This window comes from Cellulomonas sp., from assembly GCF_017744555.1.
In the GTDB taxonomy this organism is placed as follows: domain Bacteria; phylum Actinomycetota; class Actinomycetes; order Actinomycetales; family Cellulomonadaceae; genus Cellulomonas.
Map to the genome: position 1 here is coordinate 22,278 of NZ_JAGIBD010000026.1, position 24,876 is coordinate 47,153.

At 73.4% G+C, this 24,876-nt stretch carries 24 protein-coding genes and 1 pseudogene; 12 read left to right on the top strand and 13 right to left on the bottom strand.

Translation table 11 applies throughout. The annotated features are described in order from the left end of the window. Nucleotides 1-182: 182 nt before the first annotated feature. The 4 genes from J7523_RS15335 to J7523_RS15350 all read left to right on the top strand — a co-directional run bounded on the left by J7523_RS15335 (nt 183) and on the right by J7523_RS15350 (nt 4,384). Complete coding sequence (locus J7523_RS15335; RefSeq protein WP_291888438.1) at nt 183-2,396, top strand: EAL domain-containing protein; 2,214 nt, start codon at nt 183-185, stop codon at nt 2,394-2,396. Nucleotides 2,397-2,539: 143 nt separating this feature from the next. After that, a complete protein-coding gene (locus J7523_RS15340; protein WP_291888502.1) occupies nt 2,540-3,217 on the top strand; it encodes a TasA family protein in 678 nt (225 codons plus the stop codon). Nucleotides 3,218-3,237: 20 nt separating this feature from the next. Beyond that, entirely contained in the window at nt 3,238-3,966 is a 729-nt protein-coding gene (locus tag J7523_RS15345) for a signal peptidase I (protein WP_291888441.1), read from the top strand. Beyond that, on the top strand, nt 3,947-4,384 hold the full coding sequence (locus J7523_RS15350; RefSeq protein ID WP_291888443.1) for a hypothetical protein: 438 nt from the start codon (nt 3,947-3,949) through the stop codon (nt 4,382-4,384). Before J7523_RS15345 ends, J7523_RS15350 begins: the two co-directional genes overlap by 20 nt. Before the next feature lie 111 nt (nt 4,385-4,495). On the opposite strand, the gene J7523_RS15355 is transcribed toward J7523_RS15350, so the two are convergent. The 8 genes from J7523_RS15355 to J7523_RS15390 form a co-directional block, all read right to left on the bottom strand. Continuing rightward, nucleotides 4,496-5,893 carry an FAD-binding oxidoreductase gene (locus J7523_RS15355; protein WP_291888445.1) on the bottom strand — a complete coding sequence of 466 codons (1,398 nt, stop codon included), beginning with the start codon at nt 5,891-5,893 and terminating at the stop codon, nt 4,496-4,498. Between the two features lie 212 nt (nt 5,894-6,105). Next, nucleotides 6,106-7,866, bottom strand: a complete 1,761-nt coding sequence (locus J7523_RS15360; protein WP_291888447.1) for an ATP-binding protein — start codon at nt 7,864-7,866, stop codon at nt 6,106-6,108. A 68-nt stretch (nt 7,867-7,934) separates the two neighbouring features. Then, nucleotides 7,935-8,300, bottom strand: a complete 366-nt coding sequence (locus J7523_RS15365; protein ID WP_291888450.1) for a response regulator — start codon at nt 8,298-8,300, stop codon at nt 7,935-7,937. Beyond that, the gene (locus tag J7523_RS15370) at nt 8,297-8,458 is read right to left on the bottom strand and encodes a hypothetical protein (RefSeq protein WP_291888453.1); all 162 of its coding nucleotides are present in this window, start codon (nt 8,456-8,458) and stop codon (nt 8,297-8,299) included. Before J7523_RS15370 ends, J7523_RS15365 begins: the two co-directional genes overlap by 4 nt. Continuing rightward, the gene (locus J7523_RS15375) at nt 8,455-9,939 is read right to left on the bottom strand and encodes a glycosyltransferase (RefSeq protein WP_291888456.1); all 1,485 of its coding nucleotides are present in this window, start codon (nt 9,937-9,939) and stop codon (nt 8,455-8,457) included. Before J7523_RS15375 ends, J7523_RS15370 begins: the two co-directional genes overlap by 4 nt. Then, entirely contained in the window at nt 9,936-10,718 is a 783-nt protein-coding gene (locus J7523_RS15380; RefSeq protein WP_291888458.1) for a PHP domain-containing protein, read from the bottom strand. The genes J7523_RS15375 and J7523_RS15380 overlap by 4 nt, the downstream gene beginning before the upstream one ends. Next, nucleotides 10,718-11,683 carry an ATP-grasp domain-containing protein gene (locus J7523_RS15385; protein WP_291888460.1) on the bottom strand — a complete coding sequence of 322 codons (966 nt, stop codon included), beginning with the start codon at nt 11,681-11,683 and terminating at the stop codon, nt 10,718-10,720. The genes J7523_RS15380 and J7523_RS15385 overlap by 1 nt, the downstream gene beginning before the upstream one ends. A gap of 67 nt (nt 11,684-11,750) precedes the next feature. Next, entirely contained in the window at nt 11,751-12,842 is a 1,092-nt protein-coding gene (locus J7523_RS15390; protein WP_291888463.1) for a response regulator, read from the bottom strand. 205 nt (nt 12,843-13,047) lie between these two features. On the opposite strand from J7523_RS15390, the gene J7523_RS15395 reads away from it, so the two are divergent. Next, nucleotides 13,048-14,223 carry an LLM class flavin-dependent oxidoreductase gene (locus tag J7523_RS15395; RefSeq protein WP_291888466.1) on the top strand — a complete coding sequence of 392 codons (1,176 nt, stop codon included), beginning with the start codon at nt 13,048-13,050 and terminating at the stop codon, nt 14,221-14,223. Nucleotides 14,224-14,263: 40 nt separating this feature from the next. Continuing rightward, the gene (locus J7523_RS15400; protein ID WP_291888469.1) at nt 14,264-14,884 is read left to right on the top strand and encodes an FMN reductase; all 621 of its coding nucleotides are present in this window, start codon (nt 14,264-14,266) and stop codon (nt 14,882-14,884) included. A gap of 60 nt (nt 14,885-14,944) precedes the next feature. On the opposite strand, the gene J7523_RS15405 is transcribed toward J7523_RS15400, so the two are convergent. Further along, entirely contained in the window at nt 14,945-15,250 is a 306-nt protein-coding gene (locus tag J7523_RS15405) for an adhesin (protein WP_291888472.1), read from the bottom strand. Nucleotides 15,251-15,483: 233 nt separating this feature from the next. On the opposite strand from J7523_RS15405, the gene J7523_RS15410 reads away from it, so the two are divergent. Beyond that, a complete protein-coding gene (locus tag J7523_RS15410; RefSeq protein WP_291888475.1) occupies nt 15,484-15,873 on the top strand; it encodes a nitroreductase family deazaflavin-dependent oxidoreductase in 390 nt (129 codons plus the stop codon). A 57-nt stretch (nt 15,874-15,930) separates the two neighbouring features. On the opposite strand, the gene J7523_RS15415 is transcribed toward J7523_RS15410, so the two are convergent. Further along, entirely contained in the window at nt 15,931-16,212 is a 282-nt protein-coding gene (locus J7523_RS15415) for a hypothetical protein (RefSeq protein ID WP_291888478.1), read from the bottom strand. A 52-nt stretch (nt 16,213-16,264) separates the two neighbouring features. Between J7523_RS15415 and J7523_RS15420 the strand changes: the two genes are divergently transcribed. The 3 genes and pseudogenes from J7523_RS15420 to J7523_RS15425 all read left to right on the top strand — a co-directional run bounded on the left by J7523_RS15420 (nt 16,265) and on the right by J7523_RS15425 (nt 17,883). Next, nucleotides 16,265-16,639, top strand: coding sequence for an MmcQ/YjbR family DNA-binding protein (locus J7523_RS15420; protein ID WP_291888481.1), 375 nt, complete (start codon nt 16,265-16,267; stop codon nt 16,637-16,639). A 484-nt stretch (nt 16,640-17,123) separates the two neighbouring features. Continuing rightward, nucleotides 17,124-17,564 (top strand): annotated as a pseudogene (locus J7523_RS20625) (right-handed parallel beta-helix repeat-containing protein); the annotation flags it as partial. A 109-nt stretch (nt 17,565-17,673) separates the two neighbouring features. Then, entirely contained in the window at nt 17,674-17,883 is a 210-nt protein-coding gene (locus J7523_RS15425; RefSeq protein WP_291888484.1) for a hypothetical protein, read from the top strand. 61 nt (nt 17,884-17,944) lie between these two features. Here J7523_RS15425 and J7523_RS15430 read toward each other — a convergent pair whose 3' ends face one another. Further along, nucleotides 17,945-20,008, bottom strand: a complete 2,064-nt coding sequence (locus J7523_RS15430; RefSeq protein WP_291888487.1) for a glycosyl hydrolase family 28-related protein — start codon at nt 20,006-20,008, stop codon at nt 17,945-17,947. Between the two features lie 201 nt (nt 20,009-20,209). Beyond that, a complete protein-coding gene (locus J7523_RS15435) occupies nt 20,210-21,700 on the bottom strand; it encodes a glycosyltransferase family 39 protein (RefSeq protein WP_291888490.1) in 1,491 nt (496 codons plus the stop codon). A 130-nt stretch (nt 21,701-21,830) separates the two neighbouring features. Between J7523_RS15435 and J7523_RS15440 the strand changes: the two genes are divergently transcribed. Both J7523_RS15440 and J7523_RS15445 read left to right on the top strand, forming a co-directional pair. Further along, nucleotides 21,831-23,156 carry an FAD-dependent oxidoreductase gene (locus J7523_RS15440; protein WP_291888493.1) on the top strand — a complete coding sequence of 442 codons (1,326 nt, stop codon included), beginning with the start codon at nt 21,831-21,833 and terminating at the stop codon, nt 23,154-23,156. A 39-nt stretch (nt 23,157-23,195) separates the two neighbouring features. Then, nucleotides 23,196-23,978, top strand: a complete 783-nt coding sequence (locus J7523_RS15445; protein ID WP_291888495.1) for an aldo/keto reductase — start codon at nt 23,196-23,198, stop codon at nt 23,976-23,978. Between the two features lie 82 nt (nt 23,979-24,060). Here the strand turns inward: J7523_RS15445 and J7523_RS15450 are convergent. Next, a partial coding sequence (locus tag J7523_RS15450) for a M15 family metallopeptidase (RefSeq protein ID WP_363267122.1) occupies nt 24,061-24,876 on the bottom strand: 816 nt, incomplete at its 5' end.

Sequence of the window (24,876 nt, forward strand, 5' to 3'; positions counted from 1 at the left end):
CGCCGTTCCCGAGGCCGGCCCGGGGCGCGTTCCTGGACGCTCGACCGGCGCGTCGCACCCGTCGGACGTCCGGCACGCGGCACTCTGACCTGGAATGTCGTGAGTTCCGGTCGTGACCGCCTACCCTTCGCCTTAGCGCATGCCGCCCCGGCGCGCCCCATCCGTCCATCCCGAGGTGCCGCGTGCCGACGTCCGCCGCTCGCCGACGCTGGTCACTGACGCGCTACTTCGCCGTCGTGTCCGTCGTCGCGATGGCCGCGCTCGGCTGCGCCCTCGTGTGGGTCACGTCGAACGTGATGCGGGGGCAGGCGCTGCGCGACGGCACCGCGTCGGCCGAGACGCTCACGGCCTACACCGTCGGCTCCGTGCCGTCCGACGCGTTCGCCGACGGGCTCGTGTCGCCCGAGGAGCAGGCGCAGATCGACAGCGCGGCGACCGGCTTCGGCGACCGGCTCGTCGAGATCCGCCTGTGGAGCGCGACGGGCCTGCTCATGTACTCGTCGACGACCGGGGCGCGACCGGGCTTCCCCGACAACGACCGGTTCGCCCACGTGCAGCGGTCGGGCGCCGCGGACGCCGAGGTGCTCGTCGACCTGCGGGACCACGACGTCCCCGGCGACGGCGGGTCCGCCATGCAGCGCCGGGTGCTCGACGTGTACGTCCCGGTGCGCGCGTCCGACACCGCGGGACCGCGGGTCACGGACGCCGGGGCGGACGGCGCCGCGGCGGACGGCACGGCCGGGGACGGCAGCACCCCGGCCGCCGCACCGCACCCCGACGAGGTCGTCGGCGCCGCGGAGATCCTGCTCGACCACACCGCGTCGGAGGCGGCCCTCTCGGACGCGGTCCGGACCGTGGGGCTCGTCGTCGGCGGCGGCCTCGTCGCGCTGTGGCTGCTGCTGTTCCGCACGGTCTTCACGACGTCGCGACGCCTGCAGTCCACCGCGCTCGAGAACGCCCGGCTCGCGCTGCTCGACTCCCTGACGGGCCTGCCGAACCGTCGCCTGCTGGCCGAGCGCATGCGGCGCACCGTCACGGCGGCGCACGAGGACGGGTCGCGCGTCGGGCTCGTGCTGCTGGACATCGACCGGTTCAAGGACATCAACGACTCGCTCGGTCACGACCGCGGCGACGAGCTGCTCGAGCAGGTCGCCGAGCGGCTGCGCGGCGCGTTGCGCGACGAGGACGTGGTGGCCCGGCTCGGCGGCGACGAGTTTGCGATCCTGCTGCCGGACGTGCGCTCGGTCGCGAACGCCGAGCGGCTCGCCCGCCGGGTCCGGGCGCTGTTCGTGCCGCCGTTCACGCTCGGCGAGCTGTCGCTGCACGTCGAGACGTCGGTCGGCGTCGCGTGCCTGCCCGACCACGCGCACGACTCGTCGTCCCTCATGCGGACCGCCGACGTCGCGATGTACGCCGCGAAGCACCACCGCACGGGCGTGTCGGTGTACTCGGCCGACGAGGACGACTCGTCGCCGGCCCGGCTCGTGCTGCTCGGCGACCTGCACCACGCGCTCGACACGGACGCCGACGCCGAGCCGCAGCTCGAGATGCACTACCAGCCGAAGGTGGACCTCCACAGCGGCAAGATCGTCGGCCTCGAGGCACTCATGCGCTGGCGGCACCCCACGCGCGGCATCCTCGCGCCCGGCACGTTCATCCCGCTCGCGGAGCAGTCGGGCCTCATCCACGACGTCACCCGGTTCGCGCTGTCGCAGGCCGTCGCCCAGCTCGCCCTGTGGCGCGCCGACGGGCGCGTGACCCCTGTCGCGGTGAACCTGTCGGCGCACGACGTCACGTCGTCGACCGTCGTCGACGTCATCGAGGGCCTGCTGGAGCGGCACGGCGTGCCGCCCGAGCTGCTCGAGGTCGAGATCACCGAGACCGCGCTCGTCGCCGACCCGTCCCGCGTGGTGCCCGTGCTCAAGCGGCTCGGCAGCATCGGCGTCAAGGTCGCGATCGACGACTTCGGCATCGGGAACACGTCCATCGCGCAGCTGCGCGACCTGCCCGTCGACGAGCTGAAGATCGACCGGCTGTTCGTGTCGGACCTGCGCGACGGCGGGCGGGCCGGCTCCGAGGTCGTCGTCCAGGCGATGGTTGACCTCGCCCACTCGTTCGACCTGCGCGTGGTCGCGGAGGGCGTCGAGGACCAGGAGACCGCGTCCGCGCTGCGCCGGCTCGGCGTCGACCACGCGCAGGGCTTCTGGTACTCGCCGGCCGTCCCGGCGGCGGCTCTGCCCGCCCTGAGCGACGTGCCCCGGCAGCGCCGGCCGCGCCCGCCCGCCACGGCCGCGGCGCCGGTCGGACCCGGCCGCACCACCACCGGAACGGGTGCCAGGGGCGGCGCCGCAGCGGCGCGATCACCGCGAACCGCCAGTTCAGAGCCCAATTCATGAGAACCTCAGGAAATTCGTGCAGATCGCTCAAGTCCCCCGCCCGACCTGCCGATAACCACCGATGTGCCGAGTCTGTCTCGACACGCACCACCGCCTGATCCCCCCAGACCCACACCAGAAGCCCGGAGGAGCACACCGCCGTGATGGACGACCTGCTGCAGGAGATGATCGACCCCGCGCCTGCGCCCAAGGACGCCCCGCGGCGTCGCAGGCTGTGGATGACGGTCGTGATCGTGGGGCTCGCGGTGGTGGGGGTCACCAAGCTCACGACGGCGGCGCTCTTCACCGACAACGCGACGACGGGCTCGGCGATCACGTCCGGGACGATCGACCTCACGACGGACGAGCTGACGCTGCCCGTGCTCGACGGCGGCATCATGCCCGGCGACGCGGTCGTCGCCCCCGTGAACGTCACGAACGCCGGGACGCTCTCGTACTGGTACGCCGTCACGTACACCGCGACGAACACCGACACCCAGACCGGTGCGGGCACGGGCGCGGACGACGCGCACCTGTCCGACCGCCTCGTGCTCGACGTGTACGCCGACCTTCCGCGCTGCACCGCCCCGTCCGACACCGACGGCGCCACGCCGCTCGCGACGATCACCGGGCTGAGCACGTCGGAGGCCGCGCTGGTCGGCGACCGCACGCTCGAGTCGAACGCGAAGAACCGGGTGCTCGGCTCGACGCAGGCCGAGACGCTGTGCGTCAAGGTGTCGTTCCCGTCGACCGCCGACGACAACGCCTACCAGGGCACGGCCACCGCGGTGTCGCTGAAGTTCTACGCCTCGCAGACGGCCCACGGCTCCCAGAAGTCCTGACCCTGGAGTCGACCCGAGTCATGATCCGCGCCTCGCGACGCGAGCCTGCCGAGCCCGTCGACCGACGGGTCGAGCACGCGACCGTCCTGCACGCCTCGACGCGCCGCACGCCGGTGCCGCCTCTGCGCCGGCTCGTGTCGGTCGCGCTGTGGACCGTCGTCGTGGTGTGCGGCCTGGCGTACGCGACGTCGCTGGCCGTGCCGCTGTGGTTCCAGGCGCACGAGCAGCGGCTGCTCGTGGTGACGTCGGGGTCGATGGCGCCGAAGTTCGACGCCGGCGACGCGGTCGTGATGCGGCGGATCACGGACGCGTCGCAGCTCAAGGTCGGGCAGGTCGTCTCGTTCTGGCCGCTCGGCTCGGAGACGCTCGTGACGCACCGGATCGTCGAGCTGCGCAGCATGCCGGTGCTCACGCAGGACGAGGAGACCGGCCAGATGGTCGCGGCCGGGGGCATCGGGACCGAGCCGGAGATGCGGCAGTACATCATCACGAAGGGCGACGCGAACCCGGTGCCCGACCCGAACGCGACCCCGTACACGCGGGTGCGCGGCGTGATCCTCGGCGTGCACCACGGCTGGGGGTGGGTGCTGCAGTGGGCCGGCTCCGCGACGGGCCGGGCCGTGATGCTGGTGCCGCCGCTGGTCAGCCTCGCGACGCTCGAGGTGCTGTCGATGAGCGACGCCCGCCGGCGTGCGCAGCGCGCGAGGACGAGCGAGGAGAGGCGGCTCGATGCGCTCCTCCTCGGCTGACGCGCTCACGGCCCTCGCGACCCGGGAGACGGGCACGACCGGAACGGCCGGCACGAGCGGCACGACCGGCACGGCCCGGCGGCTCGCGGACCGGGCGGGCTGGACGCGGCTCGGCGCCGCCGTGCTGCTCGGGATGGTCGCCGCCGTGGGGCCGGTCATCGGGCAGACGTCGGCCCAGTTCACCGACACGAGCGAGGTCGCGCTCGTCTCGGTCGGGACCCCCGACGACTTCGCGTCGCCGACCCCGAGCGCGACGCCCGACGGCACCACCGCGAGCACGACGGACCCCGGCACCGGCTCGTCCCCGACGGTCGGGGCCGAGGACCCGACGACCCTGGCACGCCCGTCGGCCGGGCCTGGCCACGACGGACCGTCGCCGGTCCTCCAGCGCCCCCGGACCGCACCCTTCGCCCGCTGAGCGGTCGGCAGGGCAGGTCCGAGCACAGCGGAGCCGGGCACGTCCCTCCCACGTGCCCGGCTCCCCCGTCCCCCTTCCGGCACGTCCACCGCCGCCCGGGCGGCGGACGCGTCAGGACCGCACGCCGCGCGCGGCGAGCAGCACCCCCGCCGGGTCGTATGCGAGCGACAGCGCGCGCAGCCGGCGGGCGACCAGCGGGGTGAACACCCGGTCGGCCCACGCGCGGCCGGCCGTGTCGGTGAAGTTCGGCAGCGCACCGGGACGCGCCCACGGCTCGAGACCCGCGTGGATGCGGGCGGCGTCGCGCGTCACGACCTGCGCGATCTCGGGGATCATCAGCCCGATCGTGAACACCATGAACGCGGCGTCGCGGTGCGCGAACGCGCACGAGTCGCCCTCGCGGACGCGGCCGCCGAGCTGGCGGACCTCGACCATCGCCTGCGCGGTCTGCGCCTGCGTGCCGGCGAGCTCGATCAGGCGGTCGACGCCGTCCGGACCGAGGTCGTCGAGCAGCATCGTCGTCTCGTGCAGCGGCATCGGGTCGACCGGGTCCGCGTGGACGTCGCCGAGCGCGTGGTACGGCATGACGTCGACGGAGTCGAGCACGGCGTCGCCCGCGGAGCGGATCGCCTGGATCATCTCGGCGCCGACGCCCGGGTCACCGGTCCACGCGAACCGCACGTGCAGCGACACACAGCCGCGCAGCGGCCCGGGGAAGGGGTCCATGTCGGGCAGGCGCATGACCGCGACCGACGTGGTGCCCTCCTCGGGCAGCAGCTCGCACCACACGGCCCAGGTGCGCAGCACGCGGTCGACGTCGTCGCCGACGAACCACAGACCGCCGGCGTAGAGCTCGGGCAGGTCGACGAGGTCGATCTCGACGGCCGTGACGATGCCGAGCGACCCCTTGCCGCCGCGCAGGCCCCAGAACAGGTCGGGGTGCTCGGTCGCGGACACGCGCCGGACGACGCCGTCGCCCGTGACGACCTCGAACGCGCGCACCGTGTCGGACGACAGGCCGTGCGAGCGGGCCACCGGCCCCAGCCCGCCGCCGGTGAGCAGGCCGACGACGCCGACGTCGGGCGACGACCCGCACAGCGCGGCCAGCCCGTGCGGCGCGCACGCCTCGAGCACCCGCTCCCACTTCACGCCGGCGCCGACGCGCGCCCAGCGCTCGTCGGCGTGGACCGTGACCTCGTCGAACGCGGTCGTGTGCACGAGGATCGCCCCGCGCATCTCCTCGGTCGCGCCGTGGCCGGTGCCCTGCACGGCGACGGGCGTGCCGAACGCGGCGGCCAGGCGCAGCGTGCGGCTGACGTCCATGGGGGTGCGCGCCTCGACGACCGCGATCGGGCTGATCGCGTGCGTGAGGTTGCTCGTGCGGGTCAGCGCGGCGTAGCGGTCCGACCCGGGCAGGTGCACGTCCGGCACGACGTCCTGGAGCGCGCGGGCGGCGGCAGAGCCGGCGGGACGGTAGTCCGAGCCGATCAGGGAGCTGAGGATGGTCATCGTCGTCCTTCGTCGTCCTGGCCCGGGATGCTCGCGCACGGGTTCCGCGCGCGAGTCCCGGGTGGTGTCCGGGGCGCCGTGTCCCGGCGCACGGGCAGAAGGGGACCTGCACAGCCGTCCAGATACATCGGTCCCGGACGAACCGGGCGGACGTCGTCGGGCGACCTGGCCAGGCGGGACGAGGCCAGGCGGACCAGGTCAGGCGGAGGAGGTCAGGCGGACGGGGTCGCGGGCAGCACGACCGCGAACGTGGTGCCCTCGCCGACGGCGCTGAGGATGTCGAGCGTCCCGCCGTGCGCCTCGACCACGGCCTTGGTGATCGCGAGCCCGAGTCCGACCCCCGGGATCGCCCGGCGGGTCGCCGTGGTCGCCCGGAAGAACCGGGTGGTCAGGCGGCCGAGCTCGTCGGGTGCGATGCCGATGCCGGTGTCGGACACGGCCACCCGCACGCCGCCGTCGACGGTCGGCGCGCACTCGACGACGACCTTGCCGCCCGCGGGCGTGAACTTCAGGGCGTTGGAGACGAGGTTGTCGACCGCCTGCGAGATGCGCTGCGCGTCCGCGACGGTGGGCGACGGCTGTGCGGCGACCTCGAGCGTCACCCCGGCCTGCTCGGCCGCCGGCGCGGCGGACAGGGCCGACGCGCGCACCACGTCTGCGAGGTCCACCGGCTGCGGCGCGATCGCGAACGTGCCCGCGTCGACCTGGGCGGTGAGCAGCAGGTCGCCGACGAGCCGGAGCTGACGGCGGGCGTTGCGCTCGATGACCTCGACGTACTCACGCTGCTCGTCGGTGAGCGGGTCCGTGCCGTCCTGCAACAGCTCCAGGTAGCCGAGCACGGACGTCAGCGGGGTCCGCAGCTCGTGGCTGACGAGGCTGACGAACTCGTCCTTGAGCCGCGCAGCCTCCTGCTCCTCGGTGATGTCGGTCGCGACCACGACGTAGCCCGTGACGGTCCCGTCCGCCTCCGCCCGGCGGGTGACCGCGAGGCGGACGAGCACCTGCGTGCCGTCGCGGCGCTCGTACGTCCAGTTGCGCATCTCGGGGCGGCCGGCCAGCGCGGGTGCGACGAGCGGGGCGAGCAGCGCGGACGGCTCGTCGACCGACGACGTGTCCTGGAAGAGCTGGCGCCGCCGGGCGTCGAGCTCGCTGCGGACGTGGAAGTCCGTGAGGCGCATGCGGTGCACGACCTCGCCCTCGCCGTACCCGAGCAGCCGTTCGGCGCCCGCGTTGAACACCTCGACGAGCCCGGTCGCGTCCGTCGCGATGATGGCCTGCTCGGTGGCGGAGTCGATGACGGAGACGAGCTGGTCACGGGCGGCGCGGCGGGAGTTGGCGACGCGGGCGAGCTCGAGCGCGTCCGCGCGGGTGCGTTCGAGGAGCGCCTCCTGCGAGGCCCGCAACGTGTCGACGGACGCCGTGCGGGCCCGGAGGCGGTCGGTGATCTCGTCGACGGTGACGGCGACGACCACGGCGACGAGCGCGAGGTAGAGGCTGCGGATGACGAGGTTGGTGTTGATCTCGACTTCGTCGTCGACGAGGACCGGCAGCAGCACCACGCCGATCATCCCGACGGCGGAGATCACCACACCGCGACGGCCCGGTTGCGCGGCGAGGGCGATGACCGGCAGGAACACCATCGTCGTGTAGAAGGACCCGACCCCGCCGGTGCCGTAGCGGAGCAGGGCGATGGCGACGATCTGCAGGACGGGCAGGACGTCCTGCCAGGGCACCGGCCACTGACCCCACGGCAGCGCACGGGCGAGCACCACCTGCAGGAGGACGGCCGCGACCGACGCGTCGATGGCCCACGGGACCGTGTGCGGCACGGACGGCGACAGGAGGCTGAGCATCGCCACCGCGTACAGGAACAGGAACGGCAGCTGCCGCTCGACGACGCCCGCGTCCGGGCCGAGGAACCGGGCGATCCGCACGAGGTAGCGCGAGCCGCCCTCGGAGAGGTCGTCGCGCACGCCCGCAGGGCCTCCCGCGCCGGTCGGTTCGGCGGGGTACGCGGCTCGGACGACCGGGACCTCGCCGCTCACCCGGTGCCCCCGTCCGACCAGCCCGGCACCGCCGCGTCGAGCGCGTGCCGCACGCCTGCGCCCGTGAACGGCTTCGGCAGGACGGCCTCGACGGTCGGGTAGTCCTCGGGGTCGAGCACCGACGTCACGACGACGGGCAGCCCGGGTCGGCGCTCGTGCAGCCGCCGGATGAGCGCCCAGCCGTCCATCCCGGGCAGCCGCAGGTCGACGAACGCGACGTCGACCGCGAGGTGGTCGTCGTCGTCCAGCGCGGCCTCGGCGCTCACGGCCTCGACGACCTCGCACCCGGCGCGCCGCAGGTGCGTGGCGAGCAGGGCCAGCTCGTCATGCTCGTCGTCCACGACGAGCGCCCGCACGCTCACTGCACGACCCCGTGCAGCAGCAGCACCGCCACCGTGACGGCCGCGGCGACCAGCCCGAGGAGCAGCAGCCGCCGCTCGCCGCGCGCGTTGTGCCGCGTCTCGTCCTCGAGCGCGTCCGCCGTGAGCGTCGCCCAGCGCCGCTCGTCGTCGGTGCTCATCCCATCACCTTGCCCGTCTTCACGGTCTTGTCCCAGACCTGAGAGGCCCCCTGCCACTCCTTGACGTACGCGTCCAGCGTGATGGCGCAGAGCACGGGCCCGAACCCCACCACGTACAGCAACGGCTTGGTGAGCCACCGCACGGCGGGCACACCTTCCACGGTCTTGACGACCCACGCGAGTCCCATCGCGAGGACCGTCCAGGTGTACAGCAGCAGCGTCCACAGCACGAGACCCGTGTGGCTGAGGGTCAGCCCGAACCAGCCAGGCACCGTCGTCTCCCAGAACCCCGGGAACCAGGCGGCGACCATGACGACGAGTGCGCCGAGCCCCGGGAACGTGAGGCCCTCGAGCCACGACCGCTTCGCGCTGTCCGGGTCGATCAGCAGCGTCATCGTCGTGATGAACACGTACGCGACCACCGCGACCCACCACAGGCTGCGGAACACGTCGGTCGCCGCGACCGCGTCCGAGAAGTACAGCCCCACGAGCCCGACGGCGGCGAGCGTCATCGCCACGGGCAGCAGGTAGATCGAGAACCAGATGACGCCGAACTCGACGGACCCGAGGCGGTGCTCGCGCGAGTGGCGGAACCAGACGCGCCGGAACCGCCGCGTGATGTGCACGTTGCCGCGGGCCCAGCGCACGCGCTGCTTCCACAGCGCCCGCACCGAGTCGGGCTCCTCGGCGAGCACCACGGCGGACCCGTCGAAGACGACACGCCGGCCGTCGAGCTGCGTGAGGAACGTGGTGAACGTGTCCTCGGCGAGCGTGGACGTGTCGATCCGGCCCCCGACGGCCTCGAGGTTGGCGCGCGAGTGGAGCTGGGCACCGCCCGCGAGGCACGCCATGGCGCCCATGACATTCTGCGCGCGCCGCGCCGCCGCCTGGGCCGTCACGTACTCGTAGCCGATGAACCGCGCGACCGCGCCGGGGCGGCCGCTGCCCTCGCGGATGAACGCGGTGACCGCACCGACCCGCTCGTCGGCGAGGTGGCGGGTCATGCGGCGCAGCGAGTCCGGGCGGTAGATGACGTCGGCGTCCATGATGAGCAGCGCCTGCATCCAACCGTCCGCGAGCGCGACCTGGATCCCGTGGTTGAGGGTGTGCGCCTTGCCCTGGCCGCCCTGCTCGCGGCGCAGGTGCACGACGCGGCCGGGGTACTGGGCGGCCTTCGCGAGCACGACGTCGGGGGTGTCGTCGGTGGAGGCGTCGTCGACGACGTACACGCGCAGCCGGTCGGGCGGGTACTCGAGCTGCATGAGCCGGTCGAGCGACGCCCCGAGCACCGCGCCCTCGTTCCAGGCCGGCACGACGATGACGACGTTCGGCAGGTACGGGCGCGAGCGGGACAGGTGGTTGCGGAACGCGTGCACGGGCACGAGCAGGTACTGGTAGACGCCCGCGAGGACGGGCACGACGCCGAGGCCGACGAGCACGACGCACAGCGCGACGACTGCCGCGCGCCACATGTCGTTCATCGGCGCCCGCCCGGGGGGCCGTCCGGGGCCACGGGCCGGACCCACGAGTACACGCCGACGTCGGTCGCGACGTGCGCGTCGGTCGAGGCGACGAGCTCGACGCCCGCGGCGGCCCACCGGGTGGCGATGCGCTCGCGCGGGCAACGCCACTTCTCGTTGACCTCGACGGGGGTGGCCGTGGCGACGAGCACGTCCGCGAGCGCGTCGAGCAGGTCGTCGGGCACGTCGTCCTCGTCGAGGCCGATCTTGGGCAGCAGGGAGAACGGGTGTGCGAGCTGTGCGCGACCCACGCGGCGGACGGCCCGGATGGTGGCGGTGACGAGCATCTCGACGGCGTCGGGCGGGGCGAACCCGTCGGCGATCATCTCGGTGACGACGCGCGGGCTCCACGGCCCGTCGGTGCCGGGGAACTGGTGGTCGGCGAGCAGGACGCGGTCGGCGCCGAGGTCGGTACCGAGCGTCGCGAGGACCCCGGGGGGTGCGTCGACAGCCCCGGTCGCGTCGAGGATCTTCGCCTCGACGCCCGTGAGGACCGTGAGGCCGTCGACGGGCGGCAGCGCGCGCACCACCGAGAGGAAGTCCGGCACGTACGTGGTGGTGAGCCGTACGTGGTCGACCATGCGGATCGTGTCGAGCCCGGCCGCGACGGCGGCGGCGAGGTTCTCGGCGGGCGTGCTCACGGCGTCGTCGGAGAACGACGAGTGCACGTGGTGGTCGCCCCGCCTGGACGGGGCACCCGCGTGATCGGGGGCGACCTTCGGCCCCGGCACGGCGGGCATCAGCCGGGCAGGATCTCGTCGACGGGCAGGAACACGTCCTCGAGGTAGCGCACGTTCGCGACCTCCCGGAAGTCGACCCGGTCGGGCACGGGGCGGCCGAGCACGGCGTCGAGCGTGAGCGACGGCATGTCGACGCCTGACGCGACCGTGAGCGGCATCGCGCCCGGGAAGCGCGGGTTGACCTCGAGGAGCGCGGGCCGCCCGTCGGCGTCGCGCTTGAGCTGGACGTTCGCGACGGTGGTGAGGCCGATCGCGCGTGCCACGGCGGACGCGGTCTCGACGAGCTCGTCGTCGTGCACCGTGACGCCCGCGACGGCCACGCCCGAGTCGACCCGCAGCCGGGCGCGCGGGACGGCCGCGATGACGTTGCCGTCGAGGCCGGCGAGCACGTCGACCGAGAACTCGTCGCCCGGCAGCATCTCCTGCACGAGCAGGTCCTCGTCGGCGTGCACGGCGTCGAGCTCGGTGGCCGTGAACACCGTCCGGACGCCGCGCGAGCCCGCGCCGCGGCGAGGCTTGACGATCACCGGGAAGTCCCAGCCGCTCACGGCCTGCGGCGTGCCGACCAGCTCGGTGCGCGGCACCCGGACGGTCCGCTCGCACGCCCGCGCGAGCGCGAGCTTGTCGAGGCACGTCTCCAGGGTGCTCAGCGCGGGCGACGCGAGCACCGTGCCGTCGGCGGCGAGCTCGTCGCGGACGGCCGCGAGGCGGGGCAGCTCGACGTCGACCGTCGGGAACAGCACGTCGATGCGGTCGTCGCGGCACAGCTGCCGCACGGTGTCGACGAAGTGGTCGGACCGTCCCACCGGGACCAGTCGGCGGTACTCGGGCGGGACCAGGTAGATCGCGCTCGCCCAGCGGTCCATGTCGGCGGCGAACACCTCGACGTCGCCGCGCCGCAGCAGCGACCTGATGACCGCGACCCCGGCGGGGCCGCCCGCCCCTGTGACCAGCACCCGTGTCATCGCACCGTCCCGTCGTCCGTCGCTCTGCTCGCTCTGTCGTGATGGTGCTCGGCGTCGCGTGCAGGCCTCACGTCGCCACGCCGTGCTCGCCGGGGAACTGCGCCTCGGACGCGACCGCGATACCCGCGACGCCCACGGTCGCCGAGCGGCCGCTGAGCATCGACGCCGCGCGGACGGTCTCGAGCGGCTCGGCGTACTTCCCGGTGCCGAAGCGTGACCAGTAGCGGGCGGTGGCCCGCACGAGGTCCGGCTCCATGTAGTCGCGGTGCGACTGCGACGAGAAGGCGGCGAGCATGTCCAGCTTGGTCTCGACGAAGCCGTCGACGGGGACGAACCGGGTGGGCCGGAACTCGACCGTGCAGGACGGGCTCTGGAAGCACGCGAGCGCCGGGACCTTGCGGGCGGCGATCTCGACCGCCTGGTGCACGGCGCGGTGGTCCTGGTGGCGGTCGTGCGACGAGTGCGTGTAGACGATCGTCGGCGACACCTCGCGGATCGTGTCCTCGATCGTCGTGATGAGGCCCGACGCGGGGTCGAGGCGGGTGTCCTCGAAGTCGTGCAGGTACAGGCGCGCGCCGATCACGGCGGCCGACGCGAGCGCCTCGTGCCGGCGGACGTCCGCGTCGCCGCCGACGGCACCGCCGGACAGCGTGAGGATGACGACGGTGTCGCCGGCCGCGCGGTGCGAGGCGAGCGTGGCGCCGACGCCGATCTCGACGTCGTCAGGGTGTGCGCCGACAGCCAGCACGACGTCGCCGGGTCCGGCGGACTCTCGCCGGCGGCGGCCCTCGACGGCGAGCGCGGTGATCTTCTCGAGCAGCGTCGCCGCCGCGACGGGCTTCACGAGGAACTCGTCGGCGTCGCGTCGCAGGGCCTCCACCGCGTAGTCGACGCTGGCGAAGGCCGTCATGACGGCGACGGGCACCCCGGCCGCCCGCGACCGCAGCTCGCCGAGCAGGTCGAGCCCGCTCATGCCGGGCATCTGGATGTCGGTGAGGACCACGTCGAACTGGCGCTTCGCGACCTCCTCGAGCGCCGACATCGGCTCGTGCGTCACGGTGACGTCCATCCCGCCCCGTCGGGCGAGCACCGTGCGCACGTACAGCGCGGTGTCGACGTCGTCCTCGACGACCAGGACCTTGATCTGCTCGTCGGCCACGGCACCGACCTCCCCACGTGCCCGACCCCCGGACGTGACTCACGCTAACCGGATGCCCCGGGCGACGCGCATCGTGGGAGGTTTCGGGCGGCCTCGCGGCCCGCGGAGCTGTGGGGAATAGTCGCAGGGGGTGCTCGGTTGGAGCGGCAGTACATGCAAACGCATGGAAACCTGGGAGCCCAGGACGAGACGAGCGAGGCGCATCATGCAGTTCGGCATCTTCACCGTCGGCGACGTCACCACCGACCCGACGACCGGCCACACCCCGGACGACACCGAGCGCGTCCGCGCGATGCTCACCATCGCGCAGCACGCCGACCAGGCGGGCCTGGACGTGTTCGCGACCGGTGAGCACCACAACCCGCCGTTCGTGCCGTCCTCCCCCACGACGATGCTCGGCTACCTCGCGGGCACGACGAAGAACATCGTCCTGTCGACCGCGACCACGCTGATCACGACTAACGACCCCGTGCGGCTGGCCGAGGAGTACGCGATGCTCCAGGTCATCTCCGACGGGCGGATGGACCTCATGATGGGCCGCGGCAACACGGGCCCCGTCTACCCCTGGTTCGGCCAGGACATCCGCCAGGGCATCCCGCTCGCGATCGAGAACTACGCGCTGCTGCGCCGCCTCTGGGAGGAGGAGGTCGTGGACTGGCAGGGCAAGTTCCGCACGCCGCTGCAGGGCTTCACCTCGACGCCCCGCCCGCTCGACGGCGTCCCGCCGTTCGTCTGGCACGGCTCCATCCGGTCTCCTGAGATCGCCGAGCAGGCCGCGTACTACGGCGACGGGTTCCTGCACAACGCGATCTTCTGGCCCATCGAGCACGCCGCGCAGATGGTCAACTTCTACCGGCAGCGCTTCGAGCACTACGGGCACGGCCAGGCCGACCAGGCCATCGTCGGTCTCGGCGGCCAGGTGTTCATGAACAAGAGCTCGCAGGAGGCCGTCAAGCAGTTCCGTCCCTACTTCGACGTCGCGCCCGTGTACGGGCACGGCCCGTCGCTCGAGGACTTCATGCGGGACACGCCCCTGACCGTCGGCAGCCCGCAGCAGGTCATCGACCGGTACGGCGCGCTGCGCGAGAAGGTCGGGCACTACCAGCGCCAGATGTTCCTCATGGACCACGCCGGCCTGCCCCTCAAGACCGTGCTCGAGCAGATCGACATCCTCGCCGAGGAGGTCGTCCCGGTGCTCCGCCGGGAGGCGGAGTCCGCCCGTCCGGCGCACGTCCCCGCGAACCCGCCGTCGCACGCCGAGCGCGTCGCCGCCGCCCGTGCCGCGGGCACCCTGCCCACGCAGAACGTCACCGCGACCGACCACTGGACCGGCAAGACCGCCGAGGACGACGTGGAAGCAGCCGACGCCGTCACGCGTTGAGCCCATCAGCACCAGCCAGACGCATCAGGAAGAAGGAACGATGAGCGACCGCTCGATCGTCGTCATCTCCGCCGGTCTCAGCCAGCCGTCGTCGACCCGGCTGCTGGCCGACCGGCTGGCCGAGGCCACCGTCGCCGAGCTCGCCGCGCGCGGCATCACCGCGCACGTGCAGACCGTCGAGCTGCGGGACGTCGCCCACGAGATCGTCAACATGACCCTCACGGGCTTCCCGTCCGGGGACCTCGTGCCCGTGCTCGACCAGGTCGCGGCCGCCGACGGCCTCATCGCCGTCACGCCCGTGTTCTCCGCGTCGTACTCGGGGCTGTTCAAGTCGTTCGTCGACGTCCTCGACAAGGACGCGCTCGTCGGGCGACCCGTGCTGCTCGGCGCGACCGGCGGCACCGGACGGCACTCGCTCGCGCTCGAGTACGCGATGCGTCCGCTGTTCGCCTACCTGCGCGCCGACGTCGTGCCGACCGCCGTGTTCGCGGCGACGGACGACTGGGCCACCGCCGGGGGCGACGACGCGAACCCGCTGCCCGCCCGCATCCGCCGGGCCGGCCGTCAGCTCGCGGAGGAGGTCGCGGACCGCGAGCCGTCGGCGCCCGCCGGCCTGTACGACGCGGTGCCGTCGTTCGAGCAGCTGCTCGGCGGCAGCTGACCACCTGACGACGAAGGGGCGAGGAACCGGGTGACGGTTCCTCGCCCCTTCGTCGTGCTGTCAGAGCTCCGGCAGGCCCTGGCGCGCCGCCCACTGCGGGGCGAGCGTGAAGCTCGCGCCCGGCGCGGACTGGTCCACGTCGAGCTCCTGGTCGGCCAGCGCCACGGAGGCGCCCTGGTCCACGTACACGCGTGCGGAGCCGTCGGTCACCACGTCGTCGCCCGGAGCGGGCCGCGCGACGAGGGCGAGCTCGAAGCCGCCCGCCTCCTGCTCGGCGATCCGCAGGCCGCCGGTGTCGTCGGGCAGACCCGCCTGGGTGGTGAGGTCACGGACGGTCGAGCGGGCGTTCTCGGTCAGGGTGAGCACGGGTGCTCTCCTCTCCTCCGGGGGGACGCCACCCTCGCGGGCGGCGCCGTCGGACGCCTCCACCGTCTCCACCTCGGTGCGCGAGCGGCAACCGGGGGCCGCTGGGCGAGACGTCCTGTGAAGACCTCGCGGGAACAGGTGCGGGGGGCCGGTGGTGGCACTACGTTGCGCGCAGCCGACCTCGGTGCAGCCGCGCTGCTGCGGCGCGGGCGGGCCCTCGCTACCGTCGGACGATGCCCATCCCCCACTGGGTCACCGCGGTCAACCGGCGGTTCACCAACCCCCTGCTCGGCCGCCTGTCGGACGACGTCGCGCCGTTCGCGACGCTCCACCACGTGGGCCGCTCGTCGGGCCGCCGGTACCGCACGCCGATCATGGCGTTCCCCACGGCGCGCGGGTTCGCCGTCGCCCTCACGTACGGGCCCGACGTGCAGTGGCTGCGCAACATCGAGGCCGGGCAGCCCGCCCGGCTCGTGCGACGGCGGCGCGTGTACGCGGTCGCGCACCCGGTGCGGCACCACGGGGAGGACGGGCTGCGGTTCGTGCCCACGTGGACGCGCGCGGCGCTGGGGCTGATGCACGTGGACGACGTGGTCGAGCTGGACGTCGTCGACCCGGACTGACCGCGGCGCGCCGTCAGACCGCGCCGCGGGTGCCGTCGGACCGTGCCGTGCACGCCGTCAGACCGTGCCGCGGCGGTCCGGGGTGACGCCGCTCGACACGGTGTGGCCCGACCACAACGTCGTGTTGTCGCACCCCTCCGCGCAGTGCATGCCGCACGTCGGGCACACCCACAGGGTGTGGTGCCGGTCGAGCGTGCAGCCGCACGTGACGAACCGCTCGGACGGGCGGCCCGGGCCGTTCGTCGTCCACCGGTGGCCCGCCGGGCACGCCGCGGGCGGCACACGCACCCAGCCGCGTGGCGTCTGCTGCCACTTCGACCAGTCGACCACCCGGACCATCGAACAAGTGTACGAGTGGCGCCGCGATGCCTCCATCGTCACCATGGGTGACATGGCCGACGCGGGCACGGCGAGAGGCATGGACGAGGACGACGTGCGACGGCTCGCGCTCGCACTGCCCGACGTCACCGAGCGGACCAGCTGGGGGCAGCCCGCGTGGTTCCACCATCACATGGTCGCGAGGATGTGGGACGACGAGCGCGTCACGGTGCGCGTCCAGGACGACGGGGAGCGGCGCGCGCTCGTCTCGCAGGAGCCGGACCTGTTCCAGACGACGGACCACCACGCCGGCACGGCGTACCTGCTGGTCAGGCTCGCGGCGGCCGACGAGGAGACACTGCGGGCCATGCTCGCGGAGTCGTGGTGGTGGGCGGCGCCGCCGTCGTGGCGGCGGACCCGGCCGGAGATGGGACCGCCGGACGGCTGAGCCTCGTCGGGCGACACGGCGCAACGTCGCCTGATTCCGGACCTATGCGGACGAAAGGGTTGTCACCCGTGCGTCGTCGGCGGGACCGTGGACGCACGGCCCGCGCCAGCGGGCCGACGACGCTCCTGGGGGAACCATGCGTCTGCCCGTCCGTCTCCTGCTCGCTGCGGTGACTGCTGCCGCCACCCTCTCGTTCCTCGCTGCGCCCGCGAGCGCCGCCCCGCCGCCGGCCTGCGGTGACACCCTCACGGTCGACACGAAGCTCAGGCAGGACCTCACGTGCCCCGGGGACGGGCTGTTCCTGCGTCCCGGCGTGACGCTCGACCTCGGCGGGCACACCCTGTCCGGGTCGGGCACCGGGACGGGGCTGACGCTCACGTTCTTCGGGGTGATCGAGGTCGTCAACGGCACTCTCGCCCACTGGGGAACGGCCATCGCGACGTCACCGGTCGAGGAGGACCCCAGCAGCGGCCCAGAGCCGCTCATGATCGATCGGGTGACGTTCCGGGACAACGGGCGGGGACTGGAGACGGGCAGCAACTCCGGCCCCGCCAAGGAGACGACCGTCACGCGGTCCACGTTCCAGCACAACGACGTCGGCGTGGTCTGCGCGTGGTGGTCCGGGGCCACGATCGAGCGGTCGACGTTCGCCGACAACCGCCTCGGCCTCTGGCTGCCGGAGGGTGGTGCGACAGTGAACGACTCGACGTTCACCCGGAGCACGGAGGCGGCGATCAAGCTGTACTACGGCCAGGTCGTCGTGCGTCACGGGAGGTTCGTCGACAACGCGCTGGGCGTGACGGCGGGCGAGCTCAGCACTGCGACGATCACGGACAGCCGGTTCGTCGGGGGCGACGTCGCCGTGACGGCTGGGGTCGAAGGCACGCTCCTTGTCAGTGACACCGTCATCACCGGGAGCGGCACAGGCGCGCTCCTCAGTGGCGGTGGGGGCACGCTCGCGCGCAACACGTTCACCTACAACGGCGTCGGTCTCCGGCTCCTCGCACCCCGACCCGTTCGAGCAGGATTCGCTCGTGGCACGCGACAACCGGTTCCGGTTCAACGGCGACGGCATCCTGTCCGACGCAGGCGCGCTGCTGCAGCTCGGCGGCAACGCCGTCAAGCGCAGCACCGGCTGGGGCATCCACGCGCCGGGCGCCACGGATCTCGGCGGGAACACGGCCCGGAACAACGGGAACACCCCGCAGTGCGTGGGCGTCGTCTGCCCGACGATCGTCTCGTGAGCGGCGGGCGCGCCCGGGGGTCCTCGAACCCGGGCGCGCCCGTCGCCGTCCTACGTCCCGCTCACCACGCCGACGGCGGCGGGGGCGTCACCACGGGCGGCCGGTCATCGCACGTGATCGTGTTCGGCAGCTCCCACGGCGCGAACCACGGGCCGGTGGTGCCGCCGCCGTCGTTGCCGCCGCCGTCGAGCACCGTGAACTCCGAGCCGGCCGGCGTGAAGTGGAACGACCCGCAGTTGTTGATGCCGACCGCGCCGACGTTGCGGGCGTCGACGTTCGTGAACGTCGCGGAGCCGGCGGTGCGGGCGCTGAGCACCGAGGTGCCGGTGCCGTCGACCCGCAGGTCGGTGAAGTGGACGTTCGTGATCGAGTAGAGGTCCTTGACGGGCCAGTCGGTCACGAGCATGAGGGCGTTGTACGTGCTGTCGAGGAAGTGGTCGCCGACCACCTGCACGTCGGCATCGATGTTGCGTTCCAGCGCGAACATCCACAGCGCGCCGAGCCCGATGTTCCAGTTGAGCTCGTAGGTGCCCGCCCGGACGGTCGTGTTGTCGGTGAACCGCAGGTACCCGGTGAACGGCTCGGCGCCGAACCGCGAGCCCGCGTGCAGACCGCTGCCCTCCCGGATCGGGTCCGCGACGAGGTTCGCCGAGACGGTGTTGTCGGTGCCGCCGTAGATCGCGATGCCGTTGGCGAGCGTCGGGGTCTGGACCGTGTTGTGGTCGAACGTGTTGCCGGCGTTCTCGGTGCGCTCCGACCACATCGCGAGGCCGTCGTCGCCGGTGTTCCGGAAGAACGAGTTGCGGACCGTCGATCCGGTCACGCCGGTGTGGAAGTTGAGGCCGTCCGCGATCTGGTCGACGACCATCGTGTTCGTGATCGTCGTCCCGGACATGGGCCCGTCGAACCAGAGCCCGACCTTGGTGTGCTGGATGTAGAGGCCGTCGATCGTCGAGTCGCTCATCGCGCCGCCGACGCCGTTGACCTGGTCGGTGTCGATCCGCTCGCGCACGTCGCCGCGGATCGCGAACCCGGACAGGTGCACGTTGCGCGAACCACCGGCGGCGGCGTCCTTGCCGTAGAACCCGACACCGGTGTGCACCGACCCGTCGGGCGCCGGGGTCGAGAGGGCGACCTCGCGGCCCTGGAACACCGTGTACCAGCTGCCGGCGCCCTCGATGGTGACGTCGTCGACCACGATGTGGCGGTTCACCTGGTAGGTGCCCGGCGGGACGTAGACGGGCAGGTCGTGGCGCTGCGCGAACGCGATGGCCTTGTCGAGCGCGTTCGCGGAGTCCTTGCGGCCCGTCGGGTCGGCACCGAACAGCAGCACGTTCGCCGCCTTGAGCCGGACCTTCGGCGGCCCGACGAGCTCGGAGTCGACGAGGTCGACGACCGTCCACGCCGCCGTGCTGCCCTTCGGCACGGTCAGCCGCACCGTCCCGCCGGCCTGGTACGTGCGGCCGAGGAGCAGGCGCTGCTCGTCGTAGAAGTGCATCGGCCGGAACGGTGTCGTGATCGTCGGGACCGGGGTGGTCGCGGCGGGGACGCAGCCGCACTCGGTGATCCACCAGTCGGGGTGCAGCAGGCCCGCGTTCGGGTCGTTCGTGAACGGGTACTGGTTGTAGAGCCACGAGTACTGCGACGTCAGCGTCATCGACTGCTTCCGGCCGCCGTCGACGGTGACGTCGAGCGGTGCGGTGATGCCGCCGCCGCCCGGTGCGTCGGGCAGCGAGTAGCGGACGGTGATCGCGTTGGCTGCCTTGGGCAGGCGGACCTCGACGTACTGGCCGGGGGTGAGCTTGACGGCCGTGCGGCCCGACGCCTCCGCGGGGAGCGTGTACGCGGTGCGATCGGGGCCGATGATGGTGCCGGTCGTGACGCCGTGCTCAGCCTCCTGCTCGACGAAGCCGAGGTCGGCGCCGCGGCCGGCGACGAGCGACGGGTCGAGGGCGGCCCGCGTCACGGGGGTCGGCGGGGCGGCCGGCGGGCGGGCGTGCGCGGACGCCTGGCCGGCCGTGGTCACCGCGAGGCCGGTGGCGAGGACGAGCGCGGCGGCAGCGGCCAGGGGCCGGGGAACCCGGGGGGCGGGGGGACGGGACGAGCGGGTACGCGTGTTCCTCACGGGAGCGCCTCCTTGCGCAGCCGAGCCGGCCCCGCGGTCCGCGGGCGCCGTGCGATCGGGACACACGGTAGGGACTGGACAAACCGGAGGACAAGAGCGAACCGGAGATTGCAAGAACTTACGTGCACAACGCAATCCATCGACTGAGCCACACGCGGGCGTCGAACCATCAGGCCGGGAGTCGTCCGGCGGTCGCGCGCGTCATGCGTCGAGGTGGCGGACCTCGTCCCACACGTCGGCCCACGCACCGCGCGGCCCGGCGCACGCCAGCACCGCGGTCCCCTGCTCCTCGTTGTCGACGTCGACCCCGTTGTCGATCGTCGCGACCTGCTCGCACCCCACCGCCCAGCCCGGCGCGACGTCGTACCCGACGAGCACCACAGGCCCCTCGGCGGCGGGCGGCGGCCCCCAGTCGCCGTACGCGTTGTGCCCGCTGAACACGGGCACGGGCGCCCCGTAGAACTCCAGCGCACCGGCCTCGCCGTAGTTCTGGGCCACGACGAGCGTCGCGCCGGCCGACGACACGGCCTTGTCGACCGTCTCGACGAACCGCGGCCAGCCGATCATCTCCGCCTGGTCCTCGTTGACGGCGGCGAGGAACGACTGCCCGTAGCCCCGCTCGGACAGGATCGGCAGCCCTGCGGGCCACACGACGAGCCCGCTCAGCGCGACGACCGCCCCGGCGACCCACAGCCCGCGCCGGCTCCACCGCTCGGCCAGCCCGCACGCGCCCGCCGCGAACAGCACGGGGACCAGACCGGCCAGGTAGTACGCCTTGCCACCCGTGAGGAAGAACCCGACGAAGAGCAGCACGAACGCGAACGCGAGCGGCCGGGCCCGGACCAGCGAGGGCGTTCGCAGCAGCCGCACCAGCCCGTACACCCACAGCACCGCGGTGACGGGGCTGAAGATGATGAACGTGAGGACGACGTAGTTGATCCGCTCCTCGAGCGTCATGTACTCGTCGCGGATGTCGCGGGCCAGCTCGAGCTGCGGCCACCCGTGCGTCGCCTGCCAGACGAGGTTGGGCGCCCACAGCAGGAGCGCGATCCCCACGCCGGCCCACGCCCAGGGCGACCGCAGGTGATGCCGGACCGCGGGCGTGAGCGCGATCCCGACGACGATGCCGCCGAGCAGGAACGCGACGAGGTGCTTGTCCTCCAGCCCGATCCCGGTGAGCAGCCCGACGGCGAGCCACCCGCGCGGCCGGTCCCGCTGCAGCACGCGCACGACCGCGTAGACGATCGCCGTCCAGAACAGCAGGTCCACGGTCGCGGTCGACAGCATGTGCCCGAGGATCGCCGTCACGGCGCCCGTCGCCGCCGTGACCGCCGTGAGCACCTGCGCGGCCGTCGCGCCGCCGAGCTCGCGCGCCGTCAGGGCCGCCAGCAGGACGAACGCCGCCATCGCGACCGCGCTCGGCAGGTGCAGCACGGTGACCGAGCCGGGCGCGGCGAGGTCCGTCAGGCGTGCGATCGCCGGAGTGAGCGGCGGCTGGTCCGGGTAGCCCCACGCCAGGCGGCGGCCCGCGGCGACGAAGTACAGCTCGTCGCGGTGGGGCCCGTACCGGCCCGCGAACGACACGAGGACGACGAGCAGCGCACCGGCGACGGCGAGGACCGGGGCCCAGGCCACGGCCGGCGGCGACGAGACGGAGAGGGACGTGCGTCGGGCAGCTTCGGTCGCAGCCACCCTCGGAGGGTAGCGACGGGCGACCGCGCACGTCACGCCCCCTTTCTGCCGACCCGTCGCCGTGGGACCGGCCGAGCACTAGCGTCGGCCCGACGGGCGACGACGCCCGCCCGGGCCCCGGGAGGAACGCATGAGCGCTGCACGTCCGCACGTGGTCGTCGTCGGCGGCGGCTTCGCCGGGTTCTACGCGGCACGGACGCTCGAACGCGTCCTGCCCCGCGGCGCCGCCGACCTCACCGTCATCAGCGCCACCGACCACCTCTGCTACTCACCCCTCCTGCCCGAGGTCGCCGCGGGCCGGCTCGACCCCCGCAGGATCGCCGTGCCCCTGCACTCGGCGCTGCGCCGCGCGCGGATCATCCAGGGCGTCGTCGACGAGGTGGACGTGGCCGCGGGCACCCTGAGCGTCACGTGCGGTCTCGCCGACCCGCTCGTCGTGCCCTACGACCGGCTGGCCCTCACGGTCGGCTCGGTGACCCGACGGCTCTCGACGCCCGGCATGGGCCAACGGTCGCTGGGACTCAAGACGCTCGTGCAGGCGGTCTACATCCGCGACCACGTGCTGCGGCAGCTGGAGCTCGCCGATGCCACGCAGGACCTCGCCGAACGTCGCGCCCGGCTGACGTTCGTCGTGGTCGGGGCCGGGTACGCCGGGACGGAGACGGCCGCGCAGCTCCAGGTCATGACGCAGTCGCAGCTCGACCGGTTCCCCCGCCTGCGGCAGGACGACGTCACGTGGATCCTCGTCGACGTCGCCCCCGCCGTGCTGCCCGAGCTCGGCCCGCGGCTCGGGCGGTTCGCGCTCGACCAGATCCGGCGCCGCGGCATGCGCGTGCTGCTGGAGACGTCCGTGCAGGAGATCCTCGAGGACCGCGTCACGCTGTCCGACGGCACCGTGATCCCGTGCCACACGGTGCTCTGGACCGCGGGCGTCACGCCGCCGCCGCTCGTGGGGCAGCTCGGTCTGGACGTCGCGCGCGGCCGCGTCGTGGTGGACGCCGAGCTGCGGGTCACGGGCAGCGAGCACGTGTGGGCCGGCGGTGACGCCGCGTCGACGCCGGACCCGTTCAGCGACGCGGCGCTCCCCTACCCGCCGACCGCGCAGCACGCCCAGCGGCAGGGTGTCGTGCTCGGCCGCAACATCGCCGCGAGCCTGGGGCACGGCGAGGCGGGACCCTACCGGCACCACGACCTCGGGCTCGTCGCCGACCTCGGCCGGCGGCAGGCCGTCGCACGGCCGCTCGGGGTGCCGTTGACCGGCCTGCCCGCGAAGGTCGTCGCGAAGGTGTACCACCTGTACGCGGTGCCCTCGATGGCCAACCGTGCGCGGATCGCCGCCGACTGGGCGCTCAACCTCGTGAGCAGGCCGGTGCCCGCGCAGCTCGGGCTCGTGCGCCCCGACCAGGCGCGGTTCGGGCGGGCGGAGCACACCGAACGGGAGCCGGCGGGAGCCTGACCGGACGCGCGTTCGCCGACCTCGGGTGAGACTGACCCGATGACCATCACCAGCATCCCCACGCTCCCGCTGCCCGGCGGCCGCATCCCCGTGCTCGGCCTGGGCACCTGGCAGTCCGAGGGCGACGAGGCCGAGCGGGCCGTGGTCGCGGCCATCGAGCTCGGCTACCGGCACATCGACACCGCGACCGGGTACGGCAACGAGGCGCAGGTCGGACGCGCGCTCTCCACGGTCGGCGTCGGCCGGGACGACGTGTTCCTCACGACCAAGCTCCCGCCCGACCACGCCGGCCGCGAGCGCCAGACGCTCATGGAGTCGCTCAGCCTGCTCGGCGTCGACCACCTGGACCTGTGGCTCGTGCACTGGCCGCCGCACCGGCAGGCGTCGCCCGAGACGTGGCAGGCGTTCCGGGAGGCGCGTGACGAGGGGCTCGTCCGGTCGATCGGGGTGTCGAACTACTCGATCGCGCAGATCGACGAGCTCATCGAGGTGACCGGTGAGGCGCCGGCCGTCAACCAGATCCCGTACAGCCCCGCCGACCACGACCTGGCCCTGCTCGCGGCGCACCGCGAGCGCGGCGTCGTCGTCGAGGGGTACAGCCCGCTCAAGCGCGTGGACCTCGGGGCGGACGCGATCGTCCGGGCTGCCGAGGCGCACGGGGTCACGCCCGCGCAGGTGGTGCTGCGGTGGCACGTGCAGCACGACGTCGTCGTCATCCCGAAGTCGGTCCGGCCGGAGCGGCTCAAGGAGAACCTCGACGTGCTCGGCTTCACGCTGGACGACGAGCAGATGGCCGCGATCGACGCCCTCGGGCGCTCCTGACCGGCTGACCCGGCCGGAGGCGGCACTCGGGCCGGGTCAGCGGCCCGTCGCGGACCCGGCCGGAGGCGGCACTCGGGCCGGGTCAGCGGCCCGTCGCGGAGAAGTGCTGGTAGTCGATCGGCGACGACCAGTCGCCGCCCCACTCCCAGCCGACCGACGCGAACGCCTGCACGACCACGTCGTCGTCGTGGATCACGCCCGGCGCGTCCGGCCTGTCCGCGAACTCCCGACCCGCGGGCGGGGCGACGTGGCGGCCGAGCACGTACGGGTTCTCGACCGGGTTCACGTCGATCGCCCGGCCGTACGCGTGCTCGGACCAGCGGGTGCCGCCCGTGACGGCCCGGCAGTTGAGGGCCGACGTGTTGTCGGCGGCCATCGACGCGTCGTCGCTCCCGCCGAAGTCGTCGACCAGCCGCAGCGACCGGATCGGGTAGCCCGCGTCCCACAGCGCGTGGAACACGGCGACCATCGCGTCGGCGGAGTCGGCGTGCACCACGAGCTCGCCCTGCACGGCGTCGCCCGCGAAGTCGTGGTGCGTCACCGTCACGTACCGCAGGTCCGCGAGCGGGACCGGGCAGCCCTCGCGCCAGGACGACGACATGCGCGCGGCGAGGTCGGGGGTGATCTCGCTGATCGTCGACGTGAACGCCGGGGGCGGCGGCGGGGCGGGCGCCGGGGGCGCCACCTTGGTCGCCTCGCGCGGCGCGGTGACGACGACCGGAGACGGGGTCGTCGTCCGGCCCGCGTCCGTCGAACGCCCTGCAGGTGCGCAGCCGACGAGCACCGCGAGCACGAGCCACGCGGCGGTCGCCGCGGCGGCGACCCGGCGTCGGCGTCCACGACCGCGAGCGTCCGCTTGCCGCGTCGCAGCACCGCCCACCGCCCGTGCAGCAGGTCG

Excerpts from the sequence above, each read along its gene's own strand:
- J7523_RS15340 (WP_291888502.1), top strand. The coding sequence starts at position 2,540 with ATGGACGACCTGCTGCAGGAGATGATCGACCCCGCGCCTGCGCCCAAG.
- J7523_RS15345 (WP_291888441.1), top strand. The coding sequence starts at position 3,238 with ATGATCCGCGCCTCGCGACGCGAGCCTGCCGAGCCCGTCGACCGACGG.
- J7523_RS15350 (WP_291888443.1), top strand. The coding sequence starts at position 3,947 with ATGCGCTCCTCCTCGGCTGACGCGCTCACGGCCCTCGCGACCCGGGAG.
- J7523_RS15355 (WP_291888445.1), bottom strand. The coding sequence starts at position 5,893 with ATGACCATCCTCAGCTCCCTGATCGGCTCGGACTACCGTCCCGCCGGC.
- J7523_RS15370 (WP_291888453.1), bottom strand. The coding sequence starts at position 8,458 with ATGAGCACCGACGACGAGCGGCGCTGGGCGACGCTCACGGCGGACGCG.
- J7523_RS15375 (WP_291888456.1), bottom strand. The coding sequence starts at position 9,939 with ATGAACGACATGTGGCGCGCGGCAGTCGTCGCGCTGTGCGTCGTGCTC.
- J7523_RS15380 (WP_291888458.1), bottom strand. The coding sequence starts at position 10,718 with ATGCCCGCCGTGCCGGGGCCGAAGGTCGCCCCCGATCACGCGGGTGCC.
- J7523_RS15385 (WP_291888460.1), bottom strand. The coding sequence starts at position 11,683 with ATGACACGGGTGCTGGTCACAGGGGCGGGCGGCCCCGCCGGGGTCGCG.
- J7523_RS15395 (WP_291888466.1), top strand. The coding sequence starts at position 13,048 with ATGCAGTTCGGCATCTTCACCGTCGGCGACGTCACCACCGACCCGACG.
- J7523_RS15400 (WP_291888469.1), top strand. The coding sequence starts at position 14,264 with ATGAGCGACCGCTCGATCGTCGTCATCTCCGCCGGTCTCAGCCAGCCG.
- J7523_RS15410 (WP_291888475.1), top strand. The coding sequence starts at position 15,484 with ATGCCCATCCCCCACTGGGTCACCGCGGTCAACCGGCGGTTCACCAAC.
- J7523_RS15415 (WP_291888478.1), bottom strand. The coding sequence starts at position 16,212 with ATGGTCCGGGTGGTCGACTGGTCGAAGTGGCAGCAGACGCCACGCGGC.
- J7523_RS15420 (WP_291888481.1), top strand. The coding sequence starts at position 16,265 with ATGGCCGACGCGGGCACGGCGAGAGGCATGGACGAGGACGACGTGCGA.
- J7523_RS15440 (WP_291888493.1), top strand. The coding sequence starts at position 21,831 with ATGAGCGCTGCACGTCCGCACGTGGTCGTCGTCGGCGGCGGCTTCGCC.
- J7523_RS15445 (WP_291888495.1), top strand. The coding sequence starts at position 23,196 with ATGACCATCACCAGCATCCCCACGCTCCCGCTGCCCGGCGGCCGCATC.